The sequence below is a fragment of the Amycolatopsis sp. NPDC031561 genome, assembly GCF_055580625.1.
Map to the genome: position 1 here is coordinate 39186 of NZ_JBVILA010000022.1, position 25001 is coordinate 64186.

Here is a 25001-nt window from a genome sequence, read left to right on the forward strand (position 1 = left end):
GGCGTTTCGGGTTCTAACCCGAAACGCCACTCACGACCACCGCGACCGACACCTCACCGCCACGCCGATGTCGCGAAAGCCACTTTCGCGACACCAGACGTCCCGAAAGTGGCTTTCGCGACACCAGACGTCCCGAAAGTGGCTTTCGCGACACCCGGAACCGATATCCAGGCGAGCGACCCGACCCGACATCTTTGCCTTACCTCTCAAGAGAACCGTCCTAGCCACTCACCACCGCGACCGCTCAGTGACCGTGTCCGCCGCCGGCCGTCGGTGGCAGCTCGTGGGCCATCGACTTCGCGATCGCGATGACCTCCTTCGGCTGCACCAGGAACGGCCGCATCATGCTCATGTCCTCGTGTTCGAGCATGTGGCAGTGGTAGACGAACTTGCCGGTCACGTCGGCGAACTTGGCGACGACGTCGACCGACTCGCCCGCGGCCACGTTGACGACGTCCTTCCAGCCCGCCTGGTCGGGGGCGACCGGTTCGCTTCTCTCCCAGAAGACCGGCGTCGTGGTGCCACCGCCGATACCGCCGCCGGGAAGGTCGATGAACTGGAACCCGTCGATGTTGTAGAAGCCGCGCTTCACCGGCTGGAAGGCGCAGACGTGGACGTGCATCGGATGCGGCCAGCCGGACCAGTCGAGGTTGACGAAGCGCCAGCGCTCCCACGAACCCGCCTTGACGGTGTACTGCGTGGGATCGGTCCACTGGTAGGCCATGCGCTTCCAGGTGGTGACCGAACCGTCCTGTTCCTTGAGCTGCACGACGCCGTCGATCGGGAACGGTCCCGGCGGCGCCTCGATCTTCTGCATCTCCCACAGCCGGGCGTGCGAGACGCCGACCGGGGTCAGCATGACCATGCGCTCGGCCTCGACGGGCTGCTTCTCGGTGACGCGGGTGAACGACCTCGCCAGCGTCTTCGGCAGGCGGAAGCCGCTCTGCCTGCCGCGCTGCGCGACCCGGAACTGCAGGAAGTCCGGCCACGGCCCGGGGTCGTAGTCGATGTTGCGCAGCAACACCTTCTTGCCGGCGAGCGCGCGGAAGTCGATCAGGACGTCGGCCCGTTCGGACGCCGCCAGGCTGAAGCCGCCCGCGACGTCCACCGGCGCGCCGAGCAGTCCCGCGTCGGAGCCGATCATGAAGATCGTGTTGGGCGGCAAGGGTTTCCCGTCCTCCGTCACCGCCTGCACCACGTACGGCCGGGTGTTGGACGCGTTGGCCATGCGGAAGCGGTACCAGTCCGGTTCCACGTCCTTGAACGGCCAGATCGCCCCGTTCACCAGCGTGTACGGCCCGGCGAACGAGCGCACCTGCCGCAGCGGGTCCGTGCTCATCACCGTGGTCTTGTGCAGCATCGTGCCGGTGAGGCGGTTCTTGTCGTCGGTGTCGAAGTTCCGGTCGCAGATCAGCAGCGGCACCTCGCGGTCCCCGGACGGCAGGCGCAGCGACGCCTCTTCGTCGTCACGGAGGATGTACATCCCGAGCAGGCCGGACATCACGTTCCAGCGCGTGATGTGCATCGCGTGGTCGTGGTACCAGAGCGTGGTCGCGGGCTGGTCGTTGCGGTACTCCACCAGCTGGCTGCGGCCGGCGAGGACCGCGTCCTCCGCCCAGCCGTCACTGCCGCCGTCACTGAAGTGGCCGTGCAGGTGGACCGACGTCCAGCCGGGCAGCGCGGCGACGTCGGCCCGCGGCGCGACCCCTTCACGGCCGGGAACGTCCCACTGGTAGGGATCGGCGTTCTCGTCGAACAGGATCTCCACCACCGGCAACGGATACGGACCGGTGAGCTCGTTGGTCCAGGTGACCCGCAACGGTTTCCCGCGCCGGGCTTCGATGATCGGGCCGGGGAACCGGCCGTCGAAGCCCCAGATCTTCGTGGGCGGGAGCTGCGAGTGCAGCCGGACGAAATTGGGCCGCATGCGGATCGTCAGGTTGTCGACACCGCCGAACCGGTCGCCCCTCGCCGTCGCCATGGTGGGCAGCGGATCCCGGAACGGCGTCAGCTGGGTGACCGTCCCCCGGAACGGCGTCCCCGGCCGCGGCGCCGTGGCGGCCACCGGGCGCACCTGACCGGACTGGCCGACCGGATCGCCCTGGGCCCGGGGCCGGGCGTAGGCACGGGGATCGATCGTGACCGGGCCGCGTTCACGGCCGGGCATGGACTGGATCGTCGCCGAGCCGATCCCCAGCGCCAGAGCGCCCGCGAAACCCGCCTTGAGCAGAAAGCCGCGGCGGTCGACGCCTTCGCCGTCGCTCACGTCCTGTCGGCCTCTGCGGCCGCCATGGCCTCGATGAGACTCGTGGGCCTCAGGTCGGTCCACGTCGCCTCTACGTAGTCCAAGCACTCCTGCCTGGATGCCTCGGTCTTCGCCACCGTCCAGCCGTCGGGCACCTCGGCGAACGAGGGCCAGAGCGAGTGCTGGTTCTCGTCGTTGACCAGCACCAGAAAGCGGCCGTCTTCGTTGTCGAACGGATTCGTCATCACACAGCTCCCTCAGCAAACTTAGGGAAGGCTAGCCTAATGATTTACCCATGGCCATAGGCCGAAAACGTGACGGTGGCGGCATTTCCACTCAGGCGTGGCCACGGCGCATCTCACCGGCCAGCAACCAGCCGAGATACAGCCCGCCGAGTACGAGTGTGGTCACCCCGACCGGCAGCTGGGAACCCGGAATGAGCCGCTGGGCGACCAAGTCCGCGAAGGCCAGTAGGAAACCACCGGACAACGCGGAGATGGACAACGAGGGACCGACGGAGCGGGCGAGCCGTTTCGCGACCTGCGGCGCCGCGAGCGCGACGAACGAGATCGGGCCCGCGCAGACGATCGCCACCGCGCTCAGCAACACCGAAACCGTGATCGCCCGGCGGCGCACCGCCCCTACCGGCAAACCGAGCGAAGTGGCCGAATCCGGGCCCAGTTCCAGGGTCAGCAGCGGTTTGCTCAGCAGGAAAGCGCACGGCAGCACCACGGCCAGCACCGTCAGCAGGATCCACGCGTGCTCCCACGACCGCCCGTTGAGACTGCCGACCAGCCAGATCTGCGCGTTGAGCATCTCGTTCAGGTTGGCCCGGCTCAGCAGGTACGCGATTCCCGCACTCAGCAGCGCGCTCACGCCGACTCCGACCAGGATCAGCCGGTACCCGCGCACGCCGCCGCGATAGGACAGCAGATAGATCAGCACCGCCACGACCCCGCCGCCGGCGACCGCGCCGATACCGGTGGCCGCCAGGCTGGAATCCTTCAGCAGGAGGATGCACACCAGCGCGCCCGCGGCGGCCCCGTTGTTGAAGCCGACGATGTCCGGGCTGCCCAGAGGGTTGGCCGAAAGGCTCTGGAAGAGCGCCCCGCTCACCGCCAGCGCGGCCCCCACGAGCAAGGCGACCAGCACCCGCGGCAGGCGGACGTCGTTCACGAAGTACCGCTGCTGCAACGTTCCGTGCCCGCCGAGGGCGCGGAAGACGTCGGGCATGCTGATCGGATAGTTGCCGGACAGCAGGCTGGCCAGTACCACCGCGAAGCAGAGGACCACCAGCACGACCGCGACCCAGACGGTCCGGCGGTGCAGGCGCAACGAGATCCGGCCGCTCCGGCTGCGGACCGTCCACTGAGGACTCGACGTGACGGTCACAGCTCCCCCAGCCGTTTCCGGCGGACCAGGTAGATGAACACCGGCGCGCCGATCACCGCGGTGACGACGCCCGCTTCCAGTTCGCCGGTCGGCAGCACGACCCGGCCGAGGACGTCGGCCCCGAGGACCAGCAGCGGCGCCGAGACCATCGAGTACGGGACGACCCAGCGATAGTCGGGGCCGACCACCGCGCGGACCGCGTGCGGGATCGCGAGACCGACGAACCCGATCGGTCCCGCGGCCGCCGTCGCCCCGCCGCACAGCAGCACGATCGCGATCACGCTCAAGAGCCGCGTGCGGCCGAGATGCGCGCCCAGCGCGCGGCCGACCTGATCGCCCAGTGCCAGCGCGTTCAGCGAGCGGGTGAGCAGCAGGCTGATCACCGCGCCCACCACCAGGAACGGCAGGACGTCGAACAGCACGTCGTAGCCGCGGTTGATCAGCGAACCGATCGTCCAGAACCGCATCGACTGCGTCGTCCGCGCGTTCATCGTGGTGAACGCCGAGATGATCCCGGTCAGCACGGCGGTGACCACGGTGCCCGCCAGGGCGAGCCGGACCGGATTCGCCCGGCCGCGGCCGGTGGACCCGAGCAGGTACACGACCACGCTCGCGACGGCGGCGCCGACGAGGGCGAACCACACGTAGCCGCTGAGCGAGGTGACCCCGAAGACGGCGATGGCGACCACGACGGCCGCGGAGGCGCCGGATTCGATGCCCAGCAGCCCGGGATCGGCCAGCGGGTTCCGGGTGACCGCCTGCATCAGCGCGCCCGCCGTACCCAGTGCGGCGCCGACGACGACACCGAGCAGCGTGCGCGGGATCCGCTGGTCCCAGACCAGGTTCGCGTCGTAGGAGCCGTCGAAGTGGAACAGCGCGTCCCACACCACGCCGATCGGGAGGTCCTTGGCGCCGACCGCGACACTGACGATCACGGCCACGCCGATCAGTCCCAGGCCGAGGAGGAGTCCCGCGCCACGGGCGATGGCGGCCTTGGGCCGGACGGCCGGTTCAGGCCGGGGCGGGGAGACGACGGCCATCAGCCCCCCACCTTCACGCGGCCCGCGTCCAGCCGGACGGCGTGCGGGAGCCGGTCGATCGTGGACTGCCGGTGCGCGATGATGATCAGCGACCGATCCGCGTGCAGCCGGTCGAGCGCGCGTTCGATCCGGTCACCGGTCTCCGGGTCGACGTCGGCGGTGGCCTCGTCGAGGATCAGCACGGCCGGGTCCACCAGCGCGGCGCGGACCAGGCCGATCAGCTGCCGTTCCCCCGCCGACAGCGTGTCCGCGGCGGCACTGACCGGCGTGTCCAGTCCTTCCGGCAGCCGGGCCACCCACTCCCGCAGTCCGAGCCGCTCCAGCGCCCAGTCGATCCGGTCGTCCGGCGGCGGCTCCGGCACCAGGCGGAAGTTCTCCCGCAGGGTGCCGGTGACGACGTGAACGCGTTGCGGGACCAGCATGATGCGGCTGCGCAGCTCGTCGGGGGCGATCTCGTCGAGCGGGATCCCGCTGTAGCGCACGGTTCCGCCGTCCGTGGGATACAGCCCGGCGAGGATCTTGGCCAGCGTGGTCTTCCCGGATCCGGTCGGCCCCACCAGGCCCGTGCGCGCCCCCGGCGGGAACGTGCACGACACGTCGGTGAGCACCGAAACCCCGTCCACGTAGGAAAACCGCAGTCCGGAGGCCTCCAGCGTCCCGCGTTCGGGGAGCACCGTGCCGTTGCCGGCCCGAGGCGGGCGCTCGGTGGTGTCGAGCAGGTTCAGCAGCCGGGCGAGGCCGACCCTGGAGGTCTGCAGCTGGCCGATCAGGTTGGTCAGCTGGTTGGTGGAGTCGAACAGTTGCCGCATCGCCACGACGAACACCGCGACCGTGCTCAGCGGCATGCCCCACGCGAGGACGAGGCCACCGCCCACGACCAGGATCGTGGCGTCCGCGAGGGCCTGCGCCAAGGTCACGCCGCCGGTGCGCAGCACGACGAACTCGGACCGCAAGGTGGTGCGCCGCAACGTTTCCTTGTCGCGGTCGAACCGGTCGCGCCACTCCTGCTCGGCGCCGCGGGAGGTGAGCAGCTCGCGGGCCTGGATGCCCTCGCGGTAGGTCGCCGCGACGGCACCCTGCGCCGCCGCCTCCGCCGCGAAGGCCGTCGTGGCCCCGCGCTGGAACCACCGCATGATCAGCACCGACAGCGGGAGGAACACCAGCACCACGACCAGGGTGAGCTGCCACGAGTAGAGCAGCAGCAGGACCGTGGTGAAAATCAGATAGCCGGTGACCGAGAGCAGGTCCGGGAGATCCGCGCGGACGAAGGAGGCGAGATCGGCGATCTCCGCGGTGCTGCGGCGGAGCAGATCACCGGATCGCTGCGTTTCGAGGAACCTCAGCGGCGCCGTCGCGAGCCGGGACACGACGAGGTCGCGCAACGACGCCACGACGCGTTCCCCGGCTTTCGCGAGCCAGATTTCCCCGGTGCGCAGGAGAATCAGCCGGGCCAGCACGAGCACGGCGAAGACACCCGCCGCCGTGTACAGGCCCACGAGGTCCTTTTGCGCCACCCGCTCGACGGCCCAGCCGACCACCGACGGGATCAGGGTCAGCGCCAGCGTCGCGGCGGTGCCGAGACCGATCGCGAGGGAAAGGATCGCGCGGTGCGGTTTCAAGAACGGCCGGGCACGCCGGAGCACGCCTTTCTGTTCGGGCCGTTCGCTCAGGACGATGGCTTCAGGCACTCGGAGCCACCTCCCGCACCGGCAGGGCGACGACGCGGTCCGCGGCGTCCACCACCGCGGCCCGGTGGCTGGCGAAAACGATCGTCCGCACGTGTCCCGCCTCGTCGAGCCAGTCCCTCAGTCCTTTGAGGACACTCTGTTCGGTTCCGGCGTCGACCGCCGAGGTGATGTCGTCGAGCAGCAGGACGTCGGCGCCGTGCAGCAGGGCCTGCGCCAGGGCGAGGCGCTGCAACTGCCCGCCGGACAGGGTCGCCCCGCCTTCGCCCGTCTCGGTGTCGTAACCGTTGGGCAGCCCGGCGACGTGCTCGTCGATGGCCGCCGCGGCACACGCCGCCCGCATGTCTTCCTCCGTCAGTCCCGGACGGCCCAGTAGCAGGTTCTCGCGGATCGTCCCGGAGATCAGGTCGGGCCGCTGCGGCACGAACACCAGCCGCCTACGGACCTCCCGCAGCGCGGCCTCGCGCAGATCGACGTCGCCGTAGCGGACCGTGCCGGCGTCGGGATCGTCGCGGCGCGCGAGCAACCGCAGCAGCGTCGACTTGCCCGAGCCCAACGGCCCGGTCACGGCGAGGAACTCACCCGGGCGGGCGGTCAGATCGAGCGGGCCGACCACGCGACCGTGTTCGGAGTGCACCTCGACCCCGGTGGCCACCAGGTCGGCGGGCGTGCGGAGCGGCACGCCCGCGTCCGGGTCCGCGACACCGGGGACGGTCTCGAGCACCTCGCTGATCCGCTTCGCCGCCGTCAGCGCTTCGCCGAGCTGGGTGAACCGGTGCGTGACCACGCCGATCCAGGTGCCCAGCATCGCCATCCAGGTCGTGAAGGCCACCAGCCCGCCCACGGTCAGCGAACCGTCGATCACCGCGCCACCGCCGACGAGCAGGCCGATCGCCGTCGCCACCCCTGGCACGAACGGACCGGTCGCCGCCCAGCTGGCGGCCACCTTGGCGGTCGACATGGTCTCGACGGTGACCGTCCTGCTGTGCTCGGCGTGCCGCTCCAGCAACGGCCCGTCGCCGCCGATCCCGCGGATCGCGACGCTGGCCGTGAGCAGTTCCTCGACGGTGTCCGCGCGGGCGCCGTGCGCGGCGGCGAGCCGGTCGTTGGCGGCCGCGAACCGTTTGGGCAGCACGATGTTCAGCACGACGAGCGCCGGGACCGTGGCCAGCCCGACCACGGCGAGCGACGGGTCGAGCCTGCCGATGAGGACGAGGATGACGGCGAACCCGGCGATACCGGTCACCATCGAGGCGGAACCCGCCAGCCAGTTGTGCACGAAGTCGACGTCGCGCGTTCCCCGGATCGCGAGATCGCCGCGACCGAAGCGGGCGCGATCCCGCCGGTCGAGCAGCAAGGCCTGGTCGAGCAGCCTGCCGCGCAGTTCGTTCGACGCCGACACCGCGGCGAGGGTGATCTGCCACTGCATCAGCGCGAGCCCGGCGACCAGCAGGACCGCCGCGCCCACGACGGCCAGCGCCCAGCCGAGGGTCGCCGACTGGTTCCCGACGTTGATGCCGTCGTCGATGGCGTACTCGACGCACAGCGGGAACACCACCGTCGCCAGCTGGAAGAGCGTCCCCCCGGCGACCGCCGCCAGCACCCGGCCCCGGTTGCGGCCCAGTGCGCCCGCCAGCAGCCGGACGGCGGCCCTGCGTTCGCCGCGCACCTTCATTCCCTGCCCCATCTTCAGTTCCGCAAAGGCGCCGTGGTCAGTCTTCCTGCTCCGCGTCGTACGGGGCGTCTTCGGACTTCCCCTTGCGCCAGTACCCGCAGAAGTCGATGCGCTTGCGGTCGACACCGCGCTCACGGACGAGATGCCTGCGCAGTTCCTTCACCACGCCGGCCTCACCGGCCAGCCAGGCGTATCCGGGGCCCTCGGGCAATTCCGCGGCGCGCACGGCGTCCAGCAGCGGAGCGCCCCCGCCGTCCGGCGTCAGCCAGGTGACCTCGACCTCGCCGTCGGTCCGCCACTGCTGGCGGTCGCCGTCGACCGGCACCTGCACGAAGACCTGGGCGCGCTCCCCCGCGGCGAGTCCTTCGACGATGCCGCCGATGGCCGGGAGCGCCGTCTCGTCACCGGCGATCAGCTTCCAGGCGGACCCGGGACGCGGGAGGTAGTCCGCCCCGCGGCGTGTCGGATCCGTTTCCTCGTGGGGGAAGCGGGCGTTCGGACCGTAGATGACGACCTCGTCGCCGGGCTTCGCGGCGCCCGCCCACCGGGACGCCGGGCCGACGTCACCGTGCCGCACGAAGTCGACGTCGATCTCGCCGGGCCGGAGCGCGCGGATCGTGTACGTGCGCATCGCGGGACGGCCGTCTTCGGGCAATTCGCGGTAACGGGCGTACCAGTCCTCACCGGTCGGCACCCGCGGGCTCGCGCCGGGCGCGGACGGCAGGAAGACCTTGATGCGCTGATCCGGTCCGCAGGTGGTGATGTCCCGCAGCCCCGGTCCGCCGAAGGTCACCCGGATCAAACTCTCCCCGACCGGCGCCGTCGCCAGCACCACGGCGTCGAAGTGGAGGAACGGCTCGCTCCTGAGCAGGTCGGTCTTGCCGGCGGTCATGCGGAACCCATCCCTCTTGTGCACCCTGACTTGGACTACAAAGGTTAGCCTAACCATATGGGCGAGTGGGTGGGTGCGCTAGCTCCGAACGGATCATCGGGGCGGGCGTTTTGGTGCGCTGCGCCACACTGGCTCTGGAAGCAGCGTGAAGGGGACTCCCCTAGCACGGAGCGTGCCGGTTAAACCTCTGACCTGCGCGAACTCAAGCTGTCGAGCATGATGCTCTGCCGTTCAGGGGTGATCGTCCACCGCCACGCCGACAACGGGGGTTGACCGCGTCGCTGCCACCACCGGTAGGCCGCTTCCGCCTCGTCCCACAACCGGCGCGGTCCGTACTGCCTGACCGCGTACCGCTCGTCTCCGGCCGGGACGACGCTCGCCCACGACCCGGACAGGACATGACACAGCCACGCAACGCCGTGCGGCCGGTCGTCGGTGCGTTCCCACACGTCGTAGCGGCAATCGGACAGCGCTACCGCGATCGGCCATCGGTGATCGTCGGCGAGCAACGGCACCCAGGGCGACAGATCCGTGGCCGTCAGGTCCGCCGCCGGATCGTCCCACCGCAACATCCCGAGATCAGCGGCCGGCACACGATGAGTACGCATATCCATGAAACCGACCTGTAGCCACGGCACCGCGTGACCGGTCGCCGTGCCGTCCTCGTTCGCGACGAATCGCACGAGCGGACCGGACGCCATGTCCGCACGCATCGGCGCGACGATGACACCGCCAGGCTTCACCGCCTCAACCCACGCATACGGCAACTGTCCAACGTGGACACCCACCGTCGCGATGATCCGATCGAACCGGCTACCGCCACCGACGCTGATGGCAGCGTCAGCGACCACGGTTTCCACCGTGCCGTAACCGGCCGCGTCGAGGTTCCGGCGGGCCTGCTCGGCCACAACCGGATCGATTTCGACCGAGGACACACGGCCGTTCTCACCAACGATTTCCGCTAGAAGTGCGGCATTCCAGCCGGTTCCAGTGCCAATCTCCAAGACTGAGTGCCCCGTGTGGACGTCAAGCGCTTTGAGCATTCCGGCCACCACGGACGGCATCGACGCCGAACTTGTCGGCCGATGGCCGATGTTCGGCCAAACGGTATCGCCGTCGTCGAACTGTGTAACCAAGGCACGATTAGAGTACACAATGGACATCCAGCGGTCCGGATCGTCGGCACGGTCCACCGCTACATCTTTCGCATCGTTGTCTTCCTTGTACCAAAACCGTGCGGGCGCGAACCATTCCCGCGCGGCAGCAAGAAAAGCGGGACGGTGCTCGGCGGACATGGCGTCCGCCGAGATCAGTCCGTCCGCGACGTCAGCGGCCGCGTAAGCGTCACTCACTACTTATTTCCCTCGCCGTACTTCTCCGGGTCGATATCGTCGGCCGTCTTGCCGGTCTGGCCGTCCCGCGTCACGTCATGCCGACCGCCGTCCGTGTTGTCGTTGTCGTTGTCCTTGTCATTCTTGTCCTTGGCCATCTACAACCCTCCCGATCAATCATCACTTTATGTATCCACGCGGGGCGCGCGGAACCCTTATCACCCGCGCGCCGTAGCACGCCTGGCCGACGCGCCGAATCAGCCGGGTGAAACCTCGTCGGATCTGACCAGCTGTTGTGAAGCCCCCTTCACTGCGCTAGACGCCAGGGTCTCGACAAAGTGCGCTTCGCGCGGTTTCGCGCGGGGGGGTCGCGAGCGATAAAGAGTGCTTTTTGGGGAGAAGGGCAAACGTGTCGTGTTCGCGGGCGGGCCACGCCGGGGCGAAGGCTCCCTTCGCCGCGTCCGATGCGGTGAAGGACGCCTTCGGCGTCGGGGATCTGGACCGGATGCGCTCCGACTGTCCACAGGGATACTTTCAGGCGGACAATTGTCCGATTGATGCCCATATGAACGCTTTGCGACAGGGGTCGTGAGTGGTAATGCGCGTTCTAACGCTCTTTATCACTCACGACCCCCTGGCAAACCGCACATCCAGCCATCAACCGGACATGCAGCCGCTAGAAAGTGTCTCTTATGGACACTCAGGGAACGACCGGCGCCCGGCGGCCGGTCCGCAACCACGCCGCGAAGGCCACCCTCAGCCTTGAAGCCAGCGAAGGGGCCCCTTTATTGCAAAGGCTCGGTCACGCCACCGTTGGCTTACCCTTCAATAGAACGACACTTACCGCTCACGACCCCCTTGCGAACCACCTTCACGGACTTGCGGGCGGCGGGGCCACAGCCGGTAGCGGCAGACCTCGCTACCGCTCCTTGCCACTCACGAGCGTCTTGCCGTCCGTGAACGACGGAACAACGCCGAACGAGGCCTTCCGCGAAGCCCGCCGCAGAGTCGCGAGCACGGCGGGCCCGAGTACCAGGATCGCCACGGTGTTGGTGATCGCGCGTCCCGTGTCCCAGCCCGCCGTGGACGTCAGCAGCGTGAAGACGGCGAACCGGTGCAGGTTCTCCAGCAGCGGAGCGCCGGGCACGTACGAAATGTGGCCGTCGTGGTACGGCACTTCGGCGTCGGTGATGAACGGCCAGAACCACAGGTTCATCAGGAATCCGAACACGTACGCGACGAAGATCCCGTAGCCGACCAGCATCGCGATCTCGGCCTTGCCGGTGACGCGGCGCGGCAGCAGTCCCGCGCCCATCCCGATCCACGCCGAGCACATCATCTGGAACGGCAGCCACGGTCCCACCCCGGCGGTCAGCAGCGCCGACGCGAACAGCGACGTGCAGCCCAGCACGAAACCGAAGCCCGGCCCGAGCACCCGCCCGGCCAGCACCAGCAGGAAGAACACGGTCTCGATGCCCGCGGTCCCCGCTCCCAGCGGCCGCAGGGCCGCGTTCACCGCCGAGAGGACGCCGAGCATCGCGAGGGCCTTGGAATCCATGCCCCCTTCGGACATTTCGGCCAGCACGATGACGATCAGGATCGGCAGGATCCCGATGAACACGAACGGCGCGTCCGGGCCGTGCTGCATCGACTGCGGTTCGACGCGGACGAGGAGCGGCCAGACGAACATCATCAGTCCCGCGAGCGACGCGAGCCCGAGCACCGTCGCCGAGCGCGGGCCCAGCCGGACCGCGGAGGCCGTGGTCACCGGACCTCCTGCGGAAGGGCCGCGCGGACGTCGTCGACGGTGAGCCACGGTTCGCCGAGGATCTTGGCGACCTGCGTGGCGAACGCCGGGGAGCCGCCGAGCACCTCGCCGGTCGGGCCGTCGGAGACGACCTCGCCTTCCGCCATCACGAGGACGCGGTGCGCGATGGTCGCGACGAATTCGACGTCGTGGGTGGCCACGACGACCGCCTTGCCCTCGGCCGTCAGCGACGCGATCATCTGCGCCAGCGCGGCCTTCGCGGTGTAGTCGAGACCACGGGTCGGTTCGTCCAGCAGCATGATCCGCGGCGCGGCCGACAGCTGCACCGCGAGCACGAGCGCGAGACGCTGGCCTTCGGACAGGTCACGCGGATGCGAGGCCGGGTCGATCCCCGGGGCGAGCCTGTCGAGCAGGCCGCGGCAATAGCCCGGTTCCGCGCCCGATTCCGCGTCGGCCGCCTCGCATTCGGCGGCGACGGTCTGCAGGTACAGCAGATCGCTCGCGGTCTGCGGCACCATGCCGACGAGCGCGCGGGCCGCGGCGCTCTTCAGCGTCTTCGGATCCTTGCCTTCGACGGTGACCTTGCCACCCTGCCGGGGGCCGGAGCCCTGCACCGCCCACAGCAGCGACGACTTGCCGGAACCGTTGCGGCCCATCATCGCCAGCACCTCACCGGCGCGCAGACTGAGGTCGACCTCGCGCACCGCGACCTTCGGCCCGTACCGGACGACGACCTCGGACGCGGCCAGCAGTTCCTCGCCCGCGGTCGTGGTCCGCGCCGGCGGAGTCCCCAGCGTCAGCGACGAAGCGCGACGACGGGCGTCGCGGACCGACATCGGCAGCGGGTCCCACGACGCCAACCGTCCCAAGTGGACGATCGGTGGCGCGATGGGCATGTCCTTCAGCACCTCGGGCGGTGTCCCGTCGACCACTCCCCCGGTACCGGGGACGTAGATCATCCGGTCCGCGAACGGGATCACGCGTTCCATGCGGTGCTCGGCCATCAGCACCGTCGTGCCGAGGTCCTCCACCAGCCTGGCCAGCGTCGCCAGCACCTCCTCGGCCGCGGTCGGGTCCAGCGCCGACGTCGGTTCGTCCAGGACGAGCACCTTCGGATGGGTGGTCAGCACCGAGCCGATCGCCACCCGCTGCTGCTGCCCGCCGGACAGCGTCCGCAGCGCGCGACGGCGCAGTTCCGCGATGCCGAGCAGGTCGAGGGTCTCTTCCACCCGGCGGCGCATCACCTGCGGGCTCAGGCCGAGCTGTTCCATGCCGTACGCGAGTTCGTCCTCGACGGTGTCGGTGACGAATCCCGCCAGCGGGTCCTGCCCGACGACGCCGACCAGATGCGCGAACTCGCGCGGCGGCCGGGATCTCGTCGTGACGCCGTCGACGGAGACCGTCCCTTCGAGGTGGCCGCCGGTGAAATGCGGGACGAGACCGTTGATCGTGCCGAGCAGCGTCGACTTGCCCGCGCCCGTCTGGCCCGCGAACAGCACGAGCTCGCCTTCACCGATGGACAGCGTCACATCGGACAGCACTGGCTCGGAGCGGCCGTGGTAGGTGAAGGAGACCTGATTCAGTTCGATCATGCGTGCGCTTCTTTTTCGTGCGCTTCTTCTTCGAGCGCGGCGTACGGGGCTTCGGGGACCGGGCTCAGGAACGCGGGCAGGACACCGATCAGCACTCCGAGCAGCGGCCCCCACGACAACAGCGGCCAGGACAGGTTGATCAGCGACGGGTTCATGTTCATCGGGTTCACGCTGGACGTCGTGAACAGGATGGCCGCGACGGCGAGCCCGCTGGTGGCGACGACGATCTCCGGCAGCTGCCAGCGATCGGGCCGGTAACGGGTGCGCTGGACCCGTTTGCCCGCCGACCAGAACCCGATCAGCCCGATCACGACCCCCACGGAAAGCACCGGCGCGGCGAGATACCGGGGCGTCGAACCGTCCAAAGTGGCGTAGACGCCGACACAGACACCGATCAGGCCGACGATCATCAGCGTTCCCGTGATCAGCCGGGCCCGCGCCTCGACCAGTCCCGCGCGGCCGTAACCACGGGAGTCCATGGACGCCGCGAGTTGCAGCGACCGCGAAAGCGCGTCCTCCAGCACCGGGATGAGGACGGTGTGCAGGGCTTTCACCTTCTTCTTGCCCGAACCGCCCCGCAGTTTGCGGGCGCGCCGGACCCGCAGCACGCTTTCGGCGAGTTGCGGGAACACCGACAGCGCGACGATCACCGCCGTCCCCACCTCGTACAACGCTGGTGGCATCGCCTTGAGCAGCCGTTTCGGGTTCGCGAGCGCGTTGGCCGCGCCGAGGCAGATCACCATCGTCGCCAGCCGCATCCCGTCGTAAAGCCCGCCCAGCAACGATTCCGCGGACACGTCGCCGAACAGCCGGATGCCCGCCGCCCATTCGGGCAGCGGGATTTCGGGCAGCCGCAGGATGATCGTCGAACCCTCGGCACCGCCGAAGACGACGCGGAAGAACACGCGGATCGCCACGATGAACGCGCCGAGGTACAGATAGAGCCGGAACGCCAGCGCCCACGGCGCCTCACTGCGCCGGGCCACGACGACGTATCCCGCGACGGCCACGATCGTCAGCAGCAGCCACGGGTTCGTCGTCCGGGTCGCCGCGACGGCGAGCCCCAGCGCCCACACCCACCAGGCGGCCGGGTGCAGGTCGCGCGGCAGGAAGTAGGACGTCATCAAACTCCCTGCGCGCGTTTGCGTCTGCGTGCCAGGAAGAAGCCGGCGACGCACAACGCCAGGACGGCGCCACCGGCCGCCCACGGTGCCCAGTCGCTAGCACCGGACTCGCGCTGGATCACGGCGTTGACGTCCTCGGCGTTCTCGCCGCCGGTGAACGCGACGTTCATCGACGGGTCCTTCGCCTGCGGCCGTGCCGACGCGCTCGGACGCGGCTTGGGCGGCGGCAGCGCGCCGGAACTCGGGCCCGCGGCCGTGGTTTCCCCTGGCCCAGCCTCTGCTTCCGCTGTCGGCTGCGGGCCGTCTCCCGGCTGCTGCTGCCCGCCTTGCGGTTGCTGCTGCCGCTCGTTGGGATCGTTGGTGACCGGCTTGGCCTCCTCGCGCGGCACGCACGGCTGGCCCTCGGTACCCGGCCGCACCGCGGAAACCCGCGGGACCGGATTCGTCTGGGCGGTGGCGTTCAGCGAGAACGACCAGCCTTCGAAACCGCCGGGGATGAAGTCACGGTTCTTGACACCCCACTGGCTGTAGTCCCAGGCGCAGTTGTTCGAGGCGTGCCAATAAGACCAGTAAGCCTGTGCCGGAGGTGTGTCGATGCACAGCTCACGGTACTTCTCGCGACCCGCGATCGGGACGTTCTCGGCCGCCGACGGGCGGTTCTCGACCCGGCAGATGAACGCCTCGCCCCACCGCTGCACCCCGGCGATCTGGAAACCGGCGCCCTTGAGCGCGTCGAGTCCGGTGCCGCGCGTGGTCTGGGGGTTGCAGCGCACGATGGTCGTGCCGCCGAGTCCCTGGAAGTCCACGACCACGGTGACCCCGCCTGTGTCCTTGCAGAACCCCGGATAGCCCTTGCCCTGGTCGACGGCGTGCGCGGACGGCGCGATGGCGGCGATCAGGAAGATCGCCGCCACCATCCCGAAGACCCTCCTCATTGGACGGTCAAGGTCGCGCTCGAGTACACCGTCACCCCGTTACCCGTCGCCGCGATCGTGTAGACGTAGGTGCCCGCGGCGGTCGGCGTGATGTTCTGCGTGCCGCCGGGCGCCGCCAGCGAGCCCGACCAGGCGCCGCCACCGCTCGCCGGGGTCACCGAACCCGCGGTGACCCCCGTGGCGTTGGTCGTCGTCCAGGTCAGCGAGGTGCTCTGGCCGAGGGTGATCTTGCGGTCGACATCGTCGACGGACAACGCGATCGTCGGATTGTTCGCGTTCACGGCCGGGTTGGTCGGAGTGACGCCGGGCGGCGGGTTGGTCGTCGCGGACTTGTTCAGCGAGAACGACCAGCCCTCGAACCCGCCGGGCACGACGGTGCGGTTGAGCGCGCCGTAGCTGCTGTAGGTCCAGGTCGAACCGGAACCGGCGGCGTGCCAGTAGCCCCAGTACGCGCCGGCGGGCGGCGTGTTGACGCACGGTTCCTTGTAGTTCGGGTTGCTGGACAACGGCAGGACCTCCGTCGCGGACGGGCGGCCTTCCAGGCGGCAGACGAAACCGAGCCCCCACCGGGCGGTGCCGGCGACGGCGATCCCGGCGTCCTGCAACGCCTTGATGCCCGTGCGGTCGGTGCCCGGGTTCGCGTTGGGCGAGCAGCGGGTGATCGTCGGCGCGGCGGTCCCGCCGTTACCGTCCAGTTCCTGGAAGTCGACCACGACGGTGACGCCGGTGAGGGCGTCGTTGCCGGTGCAGATCCCGTTGTAGCCCTTGGCCGGATCGACCGCCTGCGCGGGTGCGGCGGACAGCCCGATCAGTCCGATGAGGACGGACGTGACGGCGAGCAGTCTTCTCATGGTGTTGCCCCCTTTGTCTTGATGAAGCGGCGAAGCAGGAAGATGAGCACGATCGCGGCGGCCAGCAGGAGCACCGCGAGACCGATGAGCCCCCAGGTCATCCACGGCGGCTGAGTCGTCTGGGCGGCGGCCTGCAGCTGGGTACCGGACACGGCGTTCTCGGCGCTGACGTCCGAGAGCGGCAGCCGCACGGCGGGCGACAGCGGCGAATCCGCGGCGGTGAGCCAGGATCGGCCCGCGACACCCTGCGCGGCGGCCAGGCTCGTCGGGAAATCGGTCTTCCCGTCGCTCGCCGCCACGAATCCCTTGGCGAAACCGCCGTCGGCCTGGACCAGTTTGCCCAGCGACCGCGCGGTTCCGCTCGCGTCGAGCCCGGCGATCTGCCGCGCGGTGGCGACGGCGGCGCTCAGCGCGACGTCCGGCTCGCCCGCCTCGCCGGTCACCATGCCCTCGCCGGTCGGCCGGACGCCGAGCGCGCTCACCGCGGAGACGAACGCCGACACGCGCCGCTCGGTCCAGCCGTCCGGCCGTTTGGCCGACGGCGCGGCGTCGGTGTGCGGACGGACGGCCAGCGCGGTGACCGCGGCGGCAGTCGCGCCGAGGTCACCGGAGCCGCATTCGGCGGTGTCGAGGTGCTTCGGGAAGGTTCCGTCTGCGCACTGGCGTGAAAGCAACAGCTCGACCGCGGGGCCGGGGTCGGCGGTGGTGGCGAGCAGCGCCCACGCGTGCCGCTCGACGGTCTCGTCTGCGTCGGCGAAGGACCCGGTGTCGGTGAACTTGCCGTCCGCGCCGCGCAGCTTCACCAGATCGGCGCGCAACTGGCCGACGTCCGCCTTCGCGAACTCGCCGACGAGCACGAGTTTCGCGAGCGGTTCTGCGTAGGAGGCCCCGCTCTGTTCGTATGGTGCGCCGTGGGCGTAGGCCTGCACGGCTTCCGGCGTGAGCAGGAACTTCGAAGCGCGGGCGACGGTGTCCGGCTGCTCGTCCAGCGCCCTCAGCGCGAGCACCAGCTCGGCGGTGGCGTCGTAGTCGACGTAGGTCTTGCCGTCCTCGGTGACCTCGACGTGGTCACCGCCGACGAGCCGGTTCGTCAGGTACGCGCCGAGCCGGGAGGCCGGTGTCGCCGTGCCGGGGATGGCGACCGGGGTCGCGATCGCCGTCGGCGGCCGGACCCGGGCGCCGGTGGACGCCCGCGGGGTGACGGCCTTCTTGGGTTTCGGCGTCGTGGTCTTCGGCGCGGGCTTGTTCTCCTGCGGCTTGGCCGCGGGCGGGGTGTTCGTGACGGTGACCGTGCTCGGCGCGGGCGGGCTGGTCGCCGAGGACGAGGACGTGCCCGGCGTCGGCGTCACCGACGTCGTGGTGGTCTTGGTCGTCGTAGTGGTGGTCGTGGTCGTCGTGGTCGTCGTGGTGCTGGTCGGCTCCGGCTCGCTCGTGGTCGAGGTCGGGGTGCCGGTGGCCGAACTCGTTTCGGACGGCGTGGAGGTCGGCGTTTCCGACACGCTGCTGCTCGTCGGCGGCCCGCCGCCCTTCGTGAGCTCGGAGAAGCCGACCTGGGACAACCCGAGCGAGGCCTGGGCGCCCGCGCGGATCCAGGTGTCGAGACCGCCGATCCCGTTGGCGCGCGCGGCCACGTAGGACTCCGGGTTGTAGGCGATCGCGCCGATGTCACCGGCGAGCCGGTTGCCGGAGTCGGCCGCGGCGGTCGCCTGCGCGGATTTGAGGAACCGCACGCCCTTGTCCACCGCCGCGTCCGCGCCGCCGACCTCGGCGAGCGACTGAAGGATCAGCCCGGTGCTGTTGGTGTTCGGGGCTTCGGTACCGACGCCGCCACCCCAGCCACCGCCGGGATCCTGATTCGCGAGGAGCCACGAGACGGTCTTCGCGATCGGGCCGTCGAGTCCCGCGGCGCCCGCCTTCCGCGCGGCCAGCATCGCCGACAGGGCGAAACCGGTGGCGTCGCCGTCCTTGGGAGACAGGTCGAACGGCTTGCCCTCGTCGCAGGTCGAGACCTTGTGGCGGTCGGAGGTGACGTGGTCGCCGGTCTCGCTCGTCGGGATGTAGGCGAAGAAGACCCGGAAGTAGCCCTCGGAACATTGCTGGGTCAGCAGCTTGTCGATGGCGAGCTGGTCGTTCTGGCCCACCGCGGCGAGCCCGATCACGCCGAGGGACTGGCCGAACATGTTCGCGTTGTTGCTCACGGAATCGGCAAGTCGGGGATCTTTCGAGTAGTCGCTGACCCGGCCGATGTCGGGACCCTTGCGCATGATCGCGGCCTTGGTCTCGGCGACCATGTCGTAGCCGTCGAAGTTCCGGGGATTCCGGCCCGCGACCTCGGCGGCGACCAGGGTCTTGGCCGTGGCACCGCCGACGATGATGTTGGAGAAGTCGAACTCGCCACCGTCGGGAATGAGCCCGTCCCAGGTGAAGTAGTCGGTCGCGTGGCCCTGCTCGTCAAGGTACTTCACGATCGGCTCGGCCTTCGCGCCTTCGCCCGAGGCGTACATCGCGAACAGCGCGTCGATCATCAGCCCGTGGTCGGGCAGATCGCCGCCGTTGGGGTTCTCGAGCGTGCCGTCCGGCTTCAGCTTCGTCGCGAGCCAGCCGGAGTTCGACTTCGCCGCTCCGGGGTCGTTGGCGGCTGTCGCCGTCCCGGTGAGCAGTGCGGCGACCACGCCGACGCTGACGGTGAACGCCGATGCGGCCAGGTACCCACGGCGCATGGCTCCTCCTTGCGGCATGACGGAGGACAGGCGCGGGACGCCGCAGTCACCCCTGTTTATCGCGACAGTGGTTCGGACTTCTTGATCGTTCATCCACTCGTGCGGTACCCCGGCTCGCCCTGGTGAGGGGCCCACGGTTGCGCGACAGCGCCGGATTTCGACCGGCTTCCCCGTCACGGGCGGCGGTGTTCAGTTGTCGAGCCCGCCGAGGTTAACACCCGATTACTTGCGACAGGCACCGCTGACCAGGTCGGTTGCCAGGATCACATCGCGACTCGCGCTCGGCGGTATCCCGGCGCTTGACCGGGATGAGACTCTTCGGATCGTCAATTCAGCGCGGTCGTGGGGGAAGTCCGGTGAGAATCCGGCGCTGTCCCGCAACGGTATGCCCTCCGGGCGAGCCCGGTCACCCACGTCGCGCGGTGTCACCACCGACTCCTGTCGTGGAAATGCGGGAAGGGTTCTCATGAGACGTTTGGTCCTCGCTGTCGCCATGCTGTGCGGCATCGGACTGGTCGCCGCTCCGGCGGCGACCGCGGCCACCCACAACAAGGCGGACGCCGCCGCGGGCTGGCTCGCCAGGCAGATGGCCGACGGGGAAAGGTTCGAGGCCGACTTCGGCGGCCAGAAGTACCCCGACCAGGGCTTGACGATCGACGCGATCTTCGCGTTCGCCGCGGCCGGGGTGTCGGACACCAACGCGGGCAAGGCGATCACTTGGCTGGCGAAGCCGGAGATCACCACCGGTTACGTCGGCAGCGGCACCGAGGCCTACGCGGGCGCGCACGCCAAACTGCTGCTGGCCGCGCAGATCCGGGGCAAGAACCCGGCGTCGTTCGGCGGCGTCGACCTGAAGGCGGGACTACTCTCGCTGCTCACGCCGTCCGGCCGGTTCTCCGACCGGTCCGAGTACGGCGACTACTCCAACGCCTTCTCGCAGTCGCTCGCCCTGCTGGCGCTGGACCGCACCCCCGCCGGCGCCCCCGCGTCGGCCGTGACCTTCCTCGCGGGCACCCAGTGCGCGGACGGCGGTTTCCCGCTGAACTTCGGCGAAGCGACCTGCGCGAGCGACGTCGACTCGACCGCGATGGTCGTGCAGGCGCTGCGCGCCACCGGTGACGCGGTGAACGCCGGTGAAGGCACCTCCTGGCTGGTCACCAAGCAGCACGCGAACGGCGGCTTCGGCGTCGGCACGAACGCGCCGAACTCCAACAGCACCGGCCTCGCCGCCGAGGCGCTGGCCGGGCACCGTCCCGCCGCCGCGGTCAAGGCGCGGGAGTTCCTGCGGACGCTGCAGACCGGCTGCACCGGCGCCGTCGCGGACCGCGGCGCGATCGCCTACGACGCCACCGGCCTGAACCCGGCGACCGCCCCGCGCGCGACCGCGCAGGCGATCCTCGGCCTGGCACGGGTTCCGCTGAGCGACCTGCACGGCGGTGGCCGTCCGCAGGCGCCGGTGCTCGCCTGCTCCTGAGGTCACCTCGTGAGTGGTAAGGGCGGTTCTGGTGGATCCGTATTTGCCTACCCACTGGATCCTGGGTGAGTGGGGAAGATTTGGGACGCTGAACGTCCTAAATCTTCCCCACACGGCTGCCGTCCGCGAGGTCACGGGGATGGCACGGTCTTGATCAACGGAGGATCGGGGACATTGAGCGTCCCCGATCCTCCGTCGATCAAGCACCCAGACCGGACCGACCCCCCTCGACCCGGTCCGCTCTAACCGTCCTCACCACTCACGAGCCTCACGACCTTCGCGAACTCGTCGAGGAGCTCCAAGGTCTCGGCCTCGGGCAGCGTCGGCAGGAGGAGGGAGACTTCGTCGACCCCCGCGCCTTCGAGGCGCCGCAGCAACTCGGGATCGGCCGGGGCGCCGAACACGCTGATCCGGACGTCTTCGCGGCCCTGGTCGGCGAGCCAGGACCGGACCCGGCGCAGTTCCTCCGGCGGTGTCACGAAATGCGGCAGCCAGCCGTCCGCGTGCTCGGCGAGCCGTTTGAGCCCGGCCGGGCCCTGACCGGCGACGTAGATCGGCGGATGCGGTTTCCGCACCGGCTTCGGCCAGGCGAAAACCGGGTCGAAGTCGACGTGCTCGCCGTGGAATTCGGCCTCGTCCTTGGTCCAGATCTCCTTGAGCGCCTGGAGTTGCTCGGTCAGGAGCGCGCCCCGCGTCCGCGGGTCGACGCCGTGGTTGCGCATCTCCTCGATGTTCCAGCCCGCCCCGACACCGAAGATCACCCGCCCCTCGGAGAGCAGGTCCAGGCTGGCGACCTCCTTCGCCGTGTAGAGCACGTCGCGCTGGATCATCAGGGCGACCGCGGTGCCGAGCCGGAGGTTCGACGTGACCGTCGCGGCGGCGGCCAGCGCCACGAACGGGTCGAAGTTGCGCAGGGCCCCTCGCGGCAGCTCACCGCCGGGGTAAGGAGACTCCCTGCTGACCGGTATATGGGAGTGTTCGGGGAGATAGAGGGAGTCGAACCCCTTCTCCTCCAGAGCCGCCCCCAGCACGTGGGGCCGGATTCCTTCGTCGGTCACTGCCGTCGCGATCCCGAAGTCCATACTTCGCTACGACTCCCGTGGCGGACCCGGTATTCCCTCCAGACCGCAACCAGAGGACTAATTGCGCGAAGGGGCAAAGCTCATTCCCCGGCGGCCACGCGGCGCGCGAGTTCCACTCGCGACCGGACGCCCAGGGCCGTGAAGATGTTCCGCAGGTGGTGATCCACGGTCCGGTGGCTGATCACCAGCCGCCGCGCGATCTCCTTGTTCGTCTCCCCCGCCGCCACGAGCCGCGTGATGGCGTCCTGCTGCGGAGTGAGCCCGGCGAGCGAGCGGTGCGGCGCGTCGACGGTCTCACCGGTCGCCCGCAGCCCGGCGCGGGCGCGATCGGCGAACCGTGTCGCGCCGACGTTTTCGAAGCCGCGCAGGGCATCGCGGAACTGGTCTCGGGCGTCCCGGCTCCGCCGGTGCCGTCGCAGCAGGGTGGCGTAGGCGAACCGGGTCCTGGCGAGTTCCACCGCGCCGCCCGCACGCCGGTGCGCTTCGACGGCCAGCCGGAAGTGCCGTTCCGCCACCTCGGGATCCGGCGCGGTCAGCGCGTGACACCGGTGGCTCAGCGCGAGCCAGCAGGGTTCCGCGCCGGCCAGCGTCCAGCGGTCGAACACCTCCAGCGCGGTCCGCGCGCGCTCGGGCCGCCCGGAGAGCACCGCCGCTTCGACGAGTTGCGGGGTGGCGAGCACGCGGATCACCGGCTGGTCGCCGGAAACGCCGGAAGCGAGATCTTCGAGCCTGCTCAAGGCGTCGTCCGGCCGGTCTTCGGCCAGGTCCAGGCAGGCGTGCGCCCACGCCGCGACGGCGGCGGGCCTGCCGAGACCGCGTTCGGCGATCCCGTCGGTCGCCTCGTCCAGCTCCGGGACGCGGTCGCCCAGCAGCGCGGCGGCCAGCCCCAGCAGCGTCAGGTGTTCCATCCGCAGGTTGTGGGGTGCGCGCAGCCCTTCACGGGACGCCGCCCGCGCACACGGGATCCGGTCGAGCGCGATGGCCGAGAGCGACAGGTAGATCAACGCCCACGGCAGTTCCGCGTGCCGCCTGCCGAGGCGCGCGCGGCTCACGGCCGCGGCCGAGTACTCGTGCGCCCGTTCGGCGTGCCCGCGGGCGAAGGCGGCTTCGGCAGCCCACACGGCTCCGGCGACGTCGGTGCCGGACATCCCCCTGCGGACGGCGTCCTCCAGTGGCAGGTCGGCGTCGTCGTGACGTCCGGCGTAAACCGAGGTCAGACCGCGGAAGTGCGCGAAGACCAAGCCGTCCCCGACCGGGACGGTCCGCGCCAGCGCCCGGTAACCGCCCAGATCGCCGCCGAGCCTGCGTGCCTCACCGGCCAGCAGGAGCGCGGCCGCGGGATCGGGCAGCAGTTCCGCCGCCGTGCCGAGTTCGTGGGTGGCGACAGCGGGGTCGCCGTCGCGCAGTTCGATTTCGCCGTGCAGCAACGCCACCGCTCCCGGCCGGGCGTCCACTCTGGACAGCAGCAGCCGCGCCCACCCCGGTCTGCCCGCCTGCCAGGCCGCGTCCGCCGCGGCCAGCAGCCGGGTCACCCGCCTGGCCGGATCGGCGGTCAGCGCGGCGGCGCGTTCGAGTTGCCGCGCCGAGGCCGCGTGATCCACCGCGGGGGCGGCGGCGAGCGCGTCGGCGAGCGGTGCGGACGGCGTGGCCGTCGCCATCGCCCGGTGCCAGAGAGCGTCCGGGCCCTCCTCGGCGGAGGCCAGCCGCGCGTGCGCCGCCCGGCGGTCCGCCGGTGACGCCGCCGCGTACCACGTCGCCTTCCTCGCGGAAATGTCCATACAGGTGACGAGAAACCGGACTCGCTCCTCGAACCGCATCGCGTCGAGCTCGGCCGCGTAGCGAGGCAAACGCTCCTGAAGAACCGGCGACACCGGCTCCCGCCCGGCCGCCTGCGCGGGCGTCAGCGATGCTGCCAGCGCGACCAGATCGGCCGGGTTCCCCTCGCCCAGTTCGACCAGCTGAGGACGCACCCCGGCGGGCACACCTCGATCGCGCAACAGCCGGCAGGCGGCGGCATCGGTCAACGGCGTCAGCTCGACGGAGTCGAACTCGTCGGATCCGGCGCGCGAAGCGAGCACCATCCCGACCGGGGCCCCGTCCAGCCGCCGGGCCGCGAAACCCAGCGCCGCCAGGGATTCCGGGTCGATCCAGTGCGCGTCGTCGACCCAGCAGATCGCCGGTGACGGAAGGCTGGTGAGCCGATCACGCGCCTCCGCACCACTGGAAACGGGAGCGCCGAACATCCGATGCAGCGCGCCGTAGGGCAACGAACGTTCGGCCCGCAGGCCCCGCACCCCGACGAGGCGGACACCGAGGGTGGCGCGCAGCGCGGTGAGCAGCGCCGACTTGCCCAGCCCCTCCGCCCCGCGGACCAGCACGGCGCGCCCGGCGATCGAGCGCAGCCCGCCGAAGAGGTCGTCCCTGCCCCGCAGCGGGTACACGACGTCCCGGACAGGCATCGGCGCCTCCTCGAAAATCCCTTTCGATGAAACACCAGGCGCAAGTGTTTCACAAGGTCCTGCTCGGCACCCGTCCTTCCACGAGTGCTCCGAGCAGCGTCGAAGCCGCGTCGAGATCCGGCGTCCGGGACGCGAGGACGTCCGAGTACAGGAACGCCTCCCCCAGCCGGACGATCGCGTAACAGAGGCTGTCGAGGCCGACCGCGGGCACGAATCCGCCGTCGTCGACATCGCGGCGCAGGAGCTCGACGTGCGCCGCGATCACCCTCGGCTGGACGCGGCCGTCCGGGTCGGTGAGCAGCCGGATCGCCAGCACCGGCTCGTCGTCGAGGAACCGGCGGAACCCGGCGCTCGCCGCGAGCACGGATCGGTACTCGCGCATGATCGCGAGACAGCGCAGTTCACCGGCCGCGTTGCGCACCACATCGCCCTCATCGCGCTCCCAGGTGCGCGTGGCGGCCGTCAGGGTGCGCTCGGACAGGTAGTAGAGGGCATCACCGAGCAGGTCTTCCCGGTTGCCGACGCGGCGGAACAGGGTGCTGCGGGAAATGCCCAGTTCCTGGGCGAAGGCTGAGGTGTCGACGCGGACGCCGCGATCGATCCACCGCGCCGCGGTGCGGACTATGTCCTCGGCTGAGGGATTCACGATCGCCGATCGTACGGGCGTCCATGACCGGGAGCGCCGCCGCGGACGAAGACTGGCGATTTCACCGATGCAGTCCGTCGCGGCCGTTTG

The 25001-nt window shown here is 70.1% G+C and carries 19 protein-coding genes and 2 riboswitches; of the genes, 1 reads left to right on the forward strand and 18 read right to left on the reverse strand.

Annotated elements, in window-relative coordinates; all coding sequences use genetic code 11:
• Nucleotides 1-244 precede the first annotated feature (244 nt).
• From ACZ5IK_RS33150 to ACZ5IK_RS33220, 15 genes are all read right to left on the reverse strand, one after another.
• On the reverse strand, nucleotides 245-2266 hold the full coding sequence (locus ACZ5IK_RS33150) for a multicopper oxidase family protein (RefSeq protein ID WP_465491313.1): 2022 nt from the start codon (nucleotides 2264-2266) through the stop codon (nucleotides 245-247).
• Nucleotides 2263-2490, reverse strand: a complete 228-nt coding sequence (locus tag ACZ5IK_RS33155; protein ID WP_465491314.1) for an MbtH family protein — start codon at nucleotides 2488-2490, stop codon at nucleotides 2263-2265. Before ACZ5IK_RS33155 ends, ACZ5IK_RS33150 begins: the two co-directional genes overlap by 4 nt.
• Before the next feature lie 91 nt (nucleotides 2491-2581).
• Nucleotides 2582-3637, reverse strand: a complete 1056-nt coding sequence (locus ACZ5IK_RS33160; RefSeq protein ID WP_465491315.1) for a FecCD family ABC transporter permease — start codon at nucleotides 3635-3637, stop codon at nucleotides 2582-2584.
• Complete coding sequence (locus ACZ5IK_RS33165) at nucleotides 3634-4677, reverse strand: FecCD family ABC transporter permease (RefSeq protein WP_465491316.1); 1044 nt, start codon at nucleotides 4675-4677, stop codon at nucleotides 3634-3636. Before ACZ5IK_RS33165 ends, ACZ5IK_RS33160 begins: the two co-directional genes overlap by 4 nt.
• Nucleotides 4677-6365, reverse strand: a complete 1689-nt coding sequence (locus tag ACZ5IK_RS33170) for an ABC transporter ATP-binding protein (protein ID WP_465491317.1) — start codon at nucleotides 6363-6365, stop codon at nucleotides 4677-4679. Before ACZ5IK_RS33170 ends, ACZ5IK_RS33165 begins: the two co-directional genes overlap by 1 nt.
• Nucleotides 6358-8049 (reverse strand): ABC transporter ATP-binding protein, encoded by a 1692-nt coding sequence (locus ACZ5IK_RS33175; protein WP_465491318.1) that lies wholly within the window; start codon nucleotides 8047-8049, stop codon nucleotides 6358-6360. The genes ACZ5IK_RS33170 and ACZ5IK_RS33175 overlap by 8 nt, the downstream gene beginning before the upstream one ends.
• A 25-nt stretch (nucleotides 8050-8074) precedes the next feature.
• The gene (locus tag ACZ5IK_RS33180) at nucleotides 8075-8929 is read right to left on the reverse strand and encodes a siderophore-interacting protein (protein WP_465491319.1); all 855 of its coding nucleotides are present in this window, start codon (nucleotides 8927-8929) and stop codon (nucleotides 8075-8077) included.
• Nucleotides 8930-9108: 179 nt separating this feature from the next.
• The gene (locus ACZ5IK_RS33185; protein ID WP_465491320.1) at nucleotides 9109-10281 is read right to left on the reverse strand and encodes a methyltransferase domain-containing protein; all 1173 of its coding nucleotides are present in this window, start codon (nucleotides 10279-10281) and stop codon (nucleotides 9109-9111) included.
• On the reverse strand, nucleotides 10281-10418 hold the full coding sequence (locus ACZ5IK_RS33190; protein WP_465491321.1) for a hypothetical protein: 138 nt from the start codon (nucleotides 10416-10418) through the stop codon (nucleotides 10281-10283). The genes ACZ5IK_RS33185 and ACZ5IK_RS33190 overlap by 1 nt, the downstream gene beginning before the upstream one ends.
• 761 nt (nucleotides 10419-11179) lie before the next feature.
• On the reverse strand, nucleotides 11180-12028 hold the full coding sequence (locus ACZ5IK_RS33195; RefSeq protein ID WP_465491322.1) for an ECF transporter S component family protein: 849 nt from the start codon (nucleotides 12026-12028) through the stop codon (nucleotides 11180-11182).
• Nucleotides 12025-13620 (reverse strand): ABC transporter ATP-binding protein, encoded by a 1596-nt coding sequence (locus ACZ5IK_RS33200; RefSeq protein ID WP_465491323.1) that lies wholly within the window; start codon nucleotides 13618-13620, stop codon nucleotides 12025-12027. Before ACZ5IK_RS33200 ends, ACZ5IK_RS33195 begins: the two co-directional genes overlap by 4 nt.
• On the reverse strand, nucleotides 13617-14744 hold the full coding sequence (locus ACZ5IK_RS33205; RefSeq protein WP_465491324.1) for an energy-coupling factor transporter transmembrane component T: 1128 nt from the start codon (nucleotides 14742-14744) through the stop codon (nucleotides 13617-13619). Before ACZ5IK_RS33205 ends, ACZ5IK_RS33200 begins: the two co-directional genes overlap by 4 nt.
• Nucleotides 14744-15661: an ABC transporter substrate-binding protein gene (locus tag ACZ5IK_RS33210; RefSeq protein WP_465491325.1), complete on the reverse strand. Its 918-nt coding sequence runs from the start codon at nucleotides 15659-15661 to the stop codon at nucleotides 14744-14746. Before ACZ5IK_RS33210 ends, ACZ5IK_RS33205 begins: the two co-directional genes overlap by 1 nt.
• Before the next feature lie 14 nt (nucleotides 15662-15675).
• Nucleotides 15676-16530, reverse strand: a complete 855-nt coding sequence (locus tag ACZ5IK_RS33215; protein WP_465491326.1) for an ABC transporter substrate-binding protein — start codon at nucleotides 16528-16530, stop codon at nucleotides 15676-15678.
• Nucleotides 16527-19250, reverse strand: a complete 2724-nt coding sequence (locus tag ACZ5IK_RS33220) for a prenyltransferase/squalene oxidase repeat-containing protein (RefSeq protein ID WP_465491327.1) — start codon at nucleotides 19248-19250, stop codon at nucleotides 16527-16529. Before ACZ5IK_RS33220 ends, ACZ5IK_RS33215 begins: the two co-directional genes overlap by 4 nt.
• Before the next feature lie 83 nt (nucleotides 19251-19333).
• Nucleotides 19334-19475, reverse strand: a riboswitch (cobalamin riboswitch).
• Between the two features lie 81 nt (nucleotides 19476-19556).
• A riboswitch (cobalamin riboswitch) is annotated at nucleotides 19557-19682 on the forward strand.
• A gap of 34 nt (nucleotides 19683-19716) precedes the next feature.
• Between ACZ5IK_RS33220 and ACZ5IK_RS33225 the strand changes: the two genes are divergently transcribed.
• Nucleotides 19717-20724 carry a peptidase gene (locus tag ACZ5IK_RS33225; protein ID WP_465491328.1) on the forward strand — a complete coding sequence of 336 codons (1008 nt, stop codon included), beginning with the start codon at nucleotides 19717-19719 and terminating at the stop codon, nucleotides 20722-20724.
• A 242-nt stretch (nucleotides 20725-20966) separates the two neighbouring features.
• Here the strand turns inward: ACZ5IK_RS33225 and ACZ5IK_RS33230 are convergent, their stop codons facing one another.
• From ACZ5IK_RS33230 to ACZ5IK_RS33240, 3 genes are all read right to left on the reverse strand, one after another.
• Nucleotides 20967-21806, reverse strand: a complete 840-nt coding sequence (locus ACZ5IK_RS33230; protein ID WP_465491329.1) for an LLM class F420-dependent oxidoreductase — start codon at nucleotides 21804-21806, stop codon at nucleotides 20967-20969.
• 80 nt (nucleotides 21807-21886) lie between these two features.
• Nucleotides 21887-24265, reverse strand: a complete 2379-nt coding sequence (locus tag ACZ5IK_RS33235) for a helix-turn-helix transcriptional regulator (protein ID WP_465491330.1) — start codon at nucleotides 24263-24265, stop codon at nucleotides 21887-21889.
• Between the two features lie 49 nt (nucleotides 24266-24314).
• Nucleotides 24315-24911, reverse strand: a complete 597-nt coding sequence (locus tag ACZ5IK_RS33240) for a QsdR family transcriptional regulator (RefSeq protein WP_465491331.1) — start codon at nucleotides 24909-24911, stop codon at nucleotides 24315-24317.
• Nucleotides 24912-25001: the final 90 nt, after the last annotated feature.

Bases quoted from the DNA above. Each gene is read 5' to 3' on its own strand.
- ACZ5IK_RS33175 (WP_465491318.1), bottom strand. From the start codon at position 8,049: ATGGGGCAGGGAATGAAGGTGCGCGGCGAACGCAGGGCCGCCGTCCGG.
- ACZ5IK_RS33230 (WP_465491329.1), bottom strand. From the start codon at position 21,806: ATGGACTTCGGGATCGCGACGGCAGTGACCGACGAAGGAATCCGGCCC.
- ACZ5IK_RS33235 (WP_465491330.1), bottom strand. From the start codon at position 24,265: ATGCCTGTCCGGGACGTCGTGTACCCGCTGCGGGGCAGGGACGACCTC.
- ACZ5IK_RS33190 (WP_465491321.1), bottom strand. From the start codon at position 10,418: ATGGCCAAGGACAAGAATGACAAGGACAACGACAACGACAACACGGAC.
- ACZ5IK_RS33205 (WP_465491324.1), bottom strand. From the start codon at position 14,744: ATGACGTCCTACTTCCTGCCGCGCGACCTGCACCCGGCCGCCTGGTGG.
- ACZ5IK_RS33200 (WP_465491323.1), bottom strand. From the start codon at position 13,620: ATGATCGAACTGAATCAGGTCTCCTTCACCTACCACGGCCGCTCCGAG.
- ACZ5IK_RS33165 (WP_465491316.1), bottom strand. From the start codon at position 4,677: ATGGCCGTCGTCTCCCCGCCCCGGCCTGAACCGGCCGTCCGGCCCAAG.
- ACZ5IK_RS33220 (WP_465491327.1), bottom strand. From the start codon at position 19,250: ATGCGCCGTGGGTACCTGGCCGCATCGGCGTTCACCGTCAGCGTCGGC.
- ACZ5IK_RS33215 (WP_465491326.1), bottom strand. From the start codon at position 16,530: ATGAGAAGACTGCTCGCCGTCACGTCCGTCCTCATCGGACTGATCGGG.
- ACZ5IK_RS33155 (WP_465491314.1), bottom strand. From the start codon at position 2,490: ATGACGAATCCGTTCGACAACGAAGACGGCCGCTTTCTGGTGCTGGTC.
- ACZ5IK_RS33180 (WP_465491319.1), bottom strand. From the start codon at position 8,929: ATGACCGCCGGCAAGACCGACCTGCTCAGGAGCGAGCCGTTCCTCCAC.
- ACZ5IK_RS33210 (WP_465491325.1), bottom strand. From the start codon at position 15,661: ATGGTGGCGGCGATCTTCCTGATCGCCGCCATCGCGCCGTCCGCGCAC.
- ACZ5IK_RS33225 (WP_465491328.1), top strand. From the start codon at position 19,717: ATGAGACGTTTGGTCCTCGCTGTCGCCATGCTGTGCGGCATCGGACTG.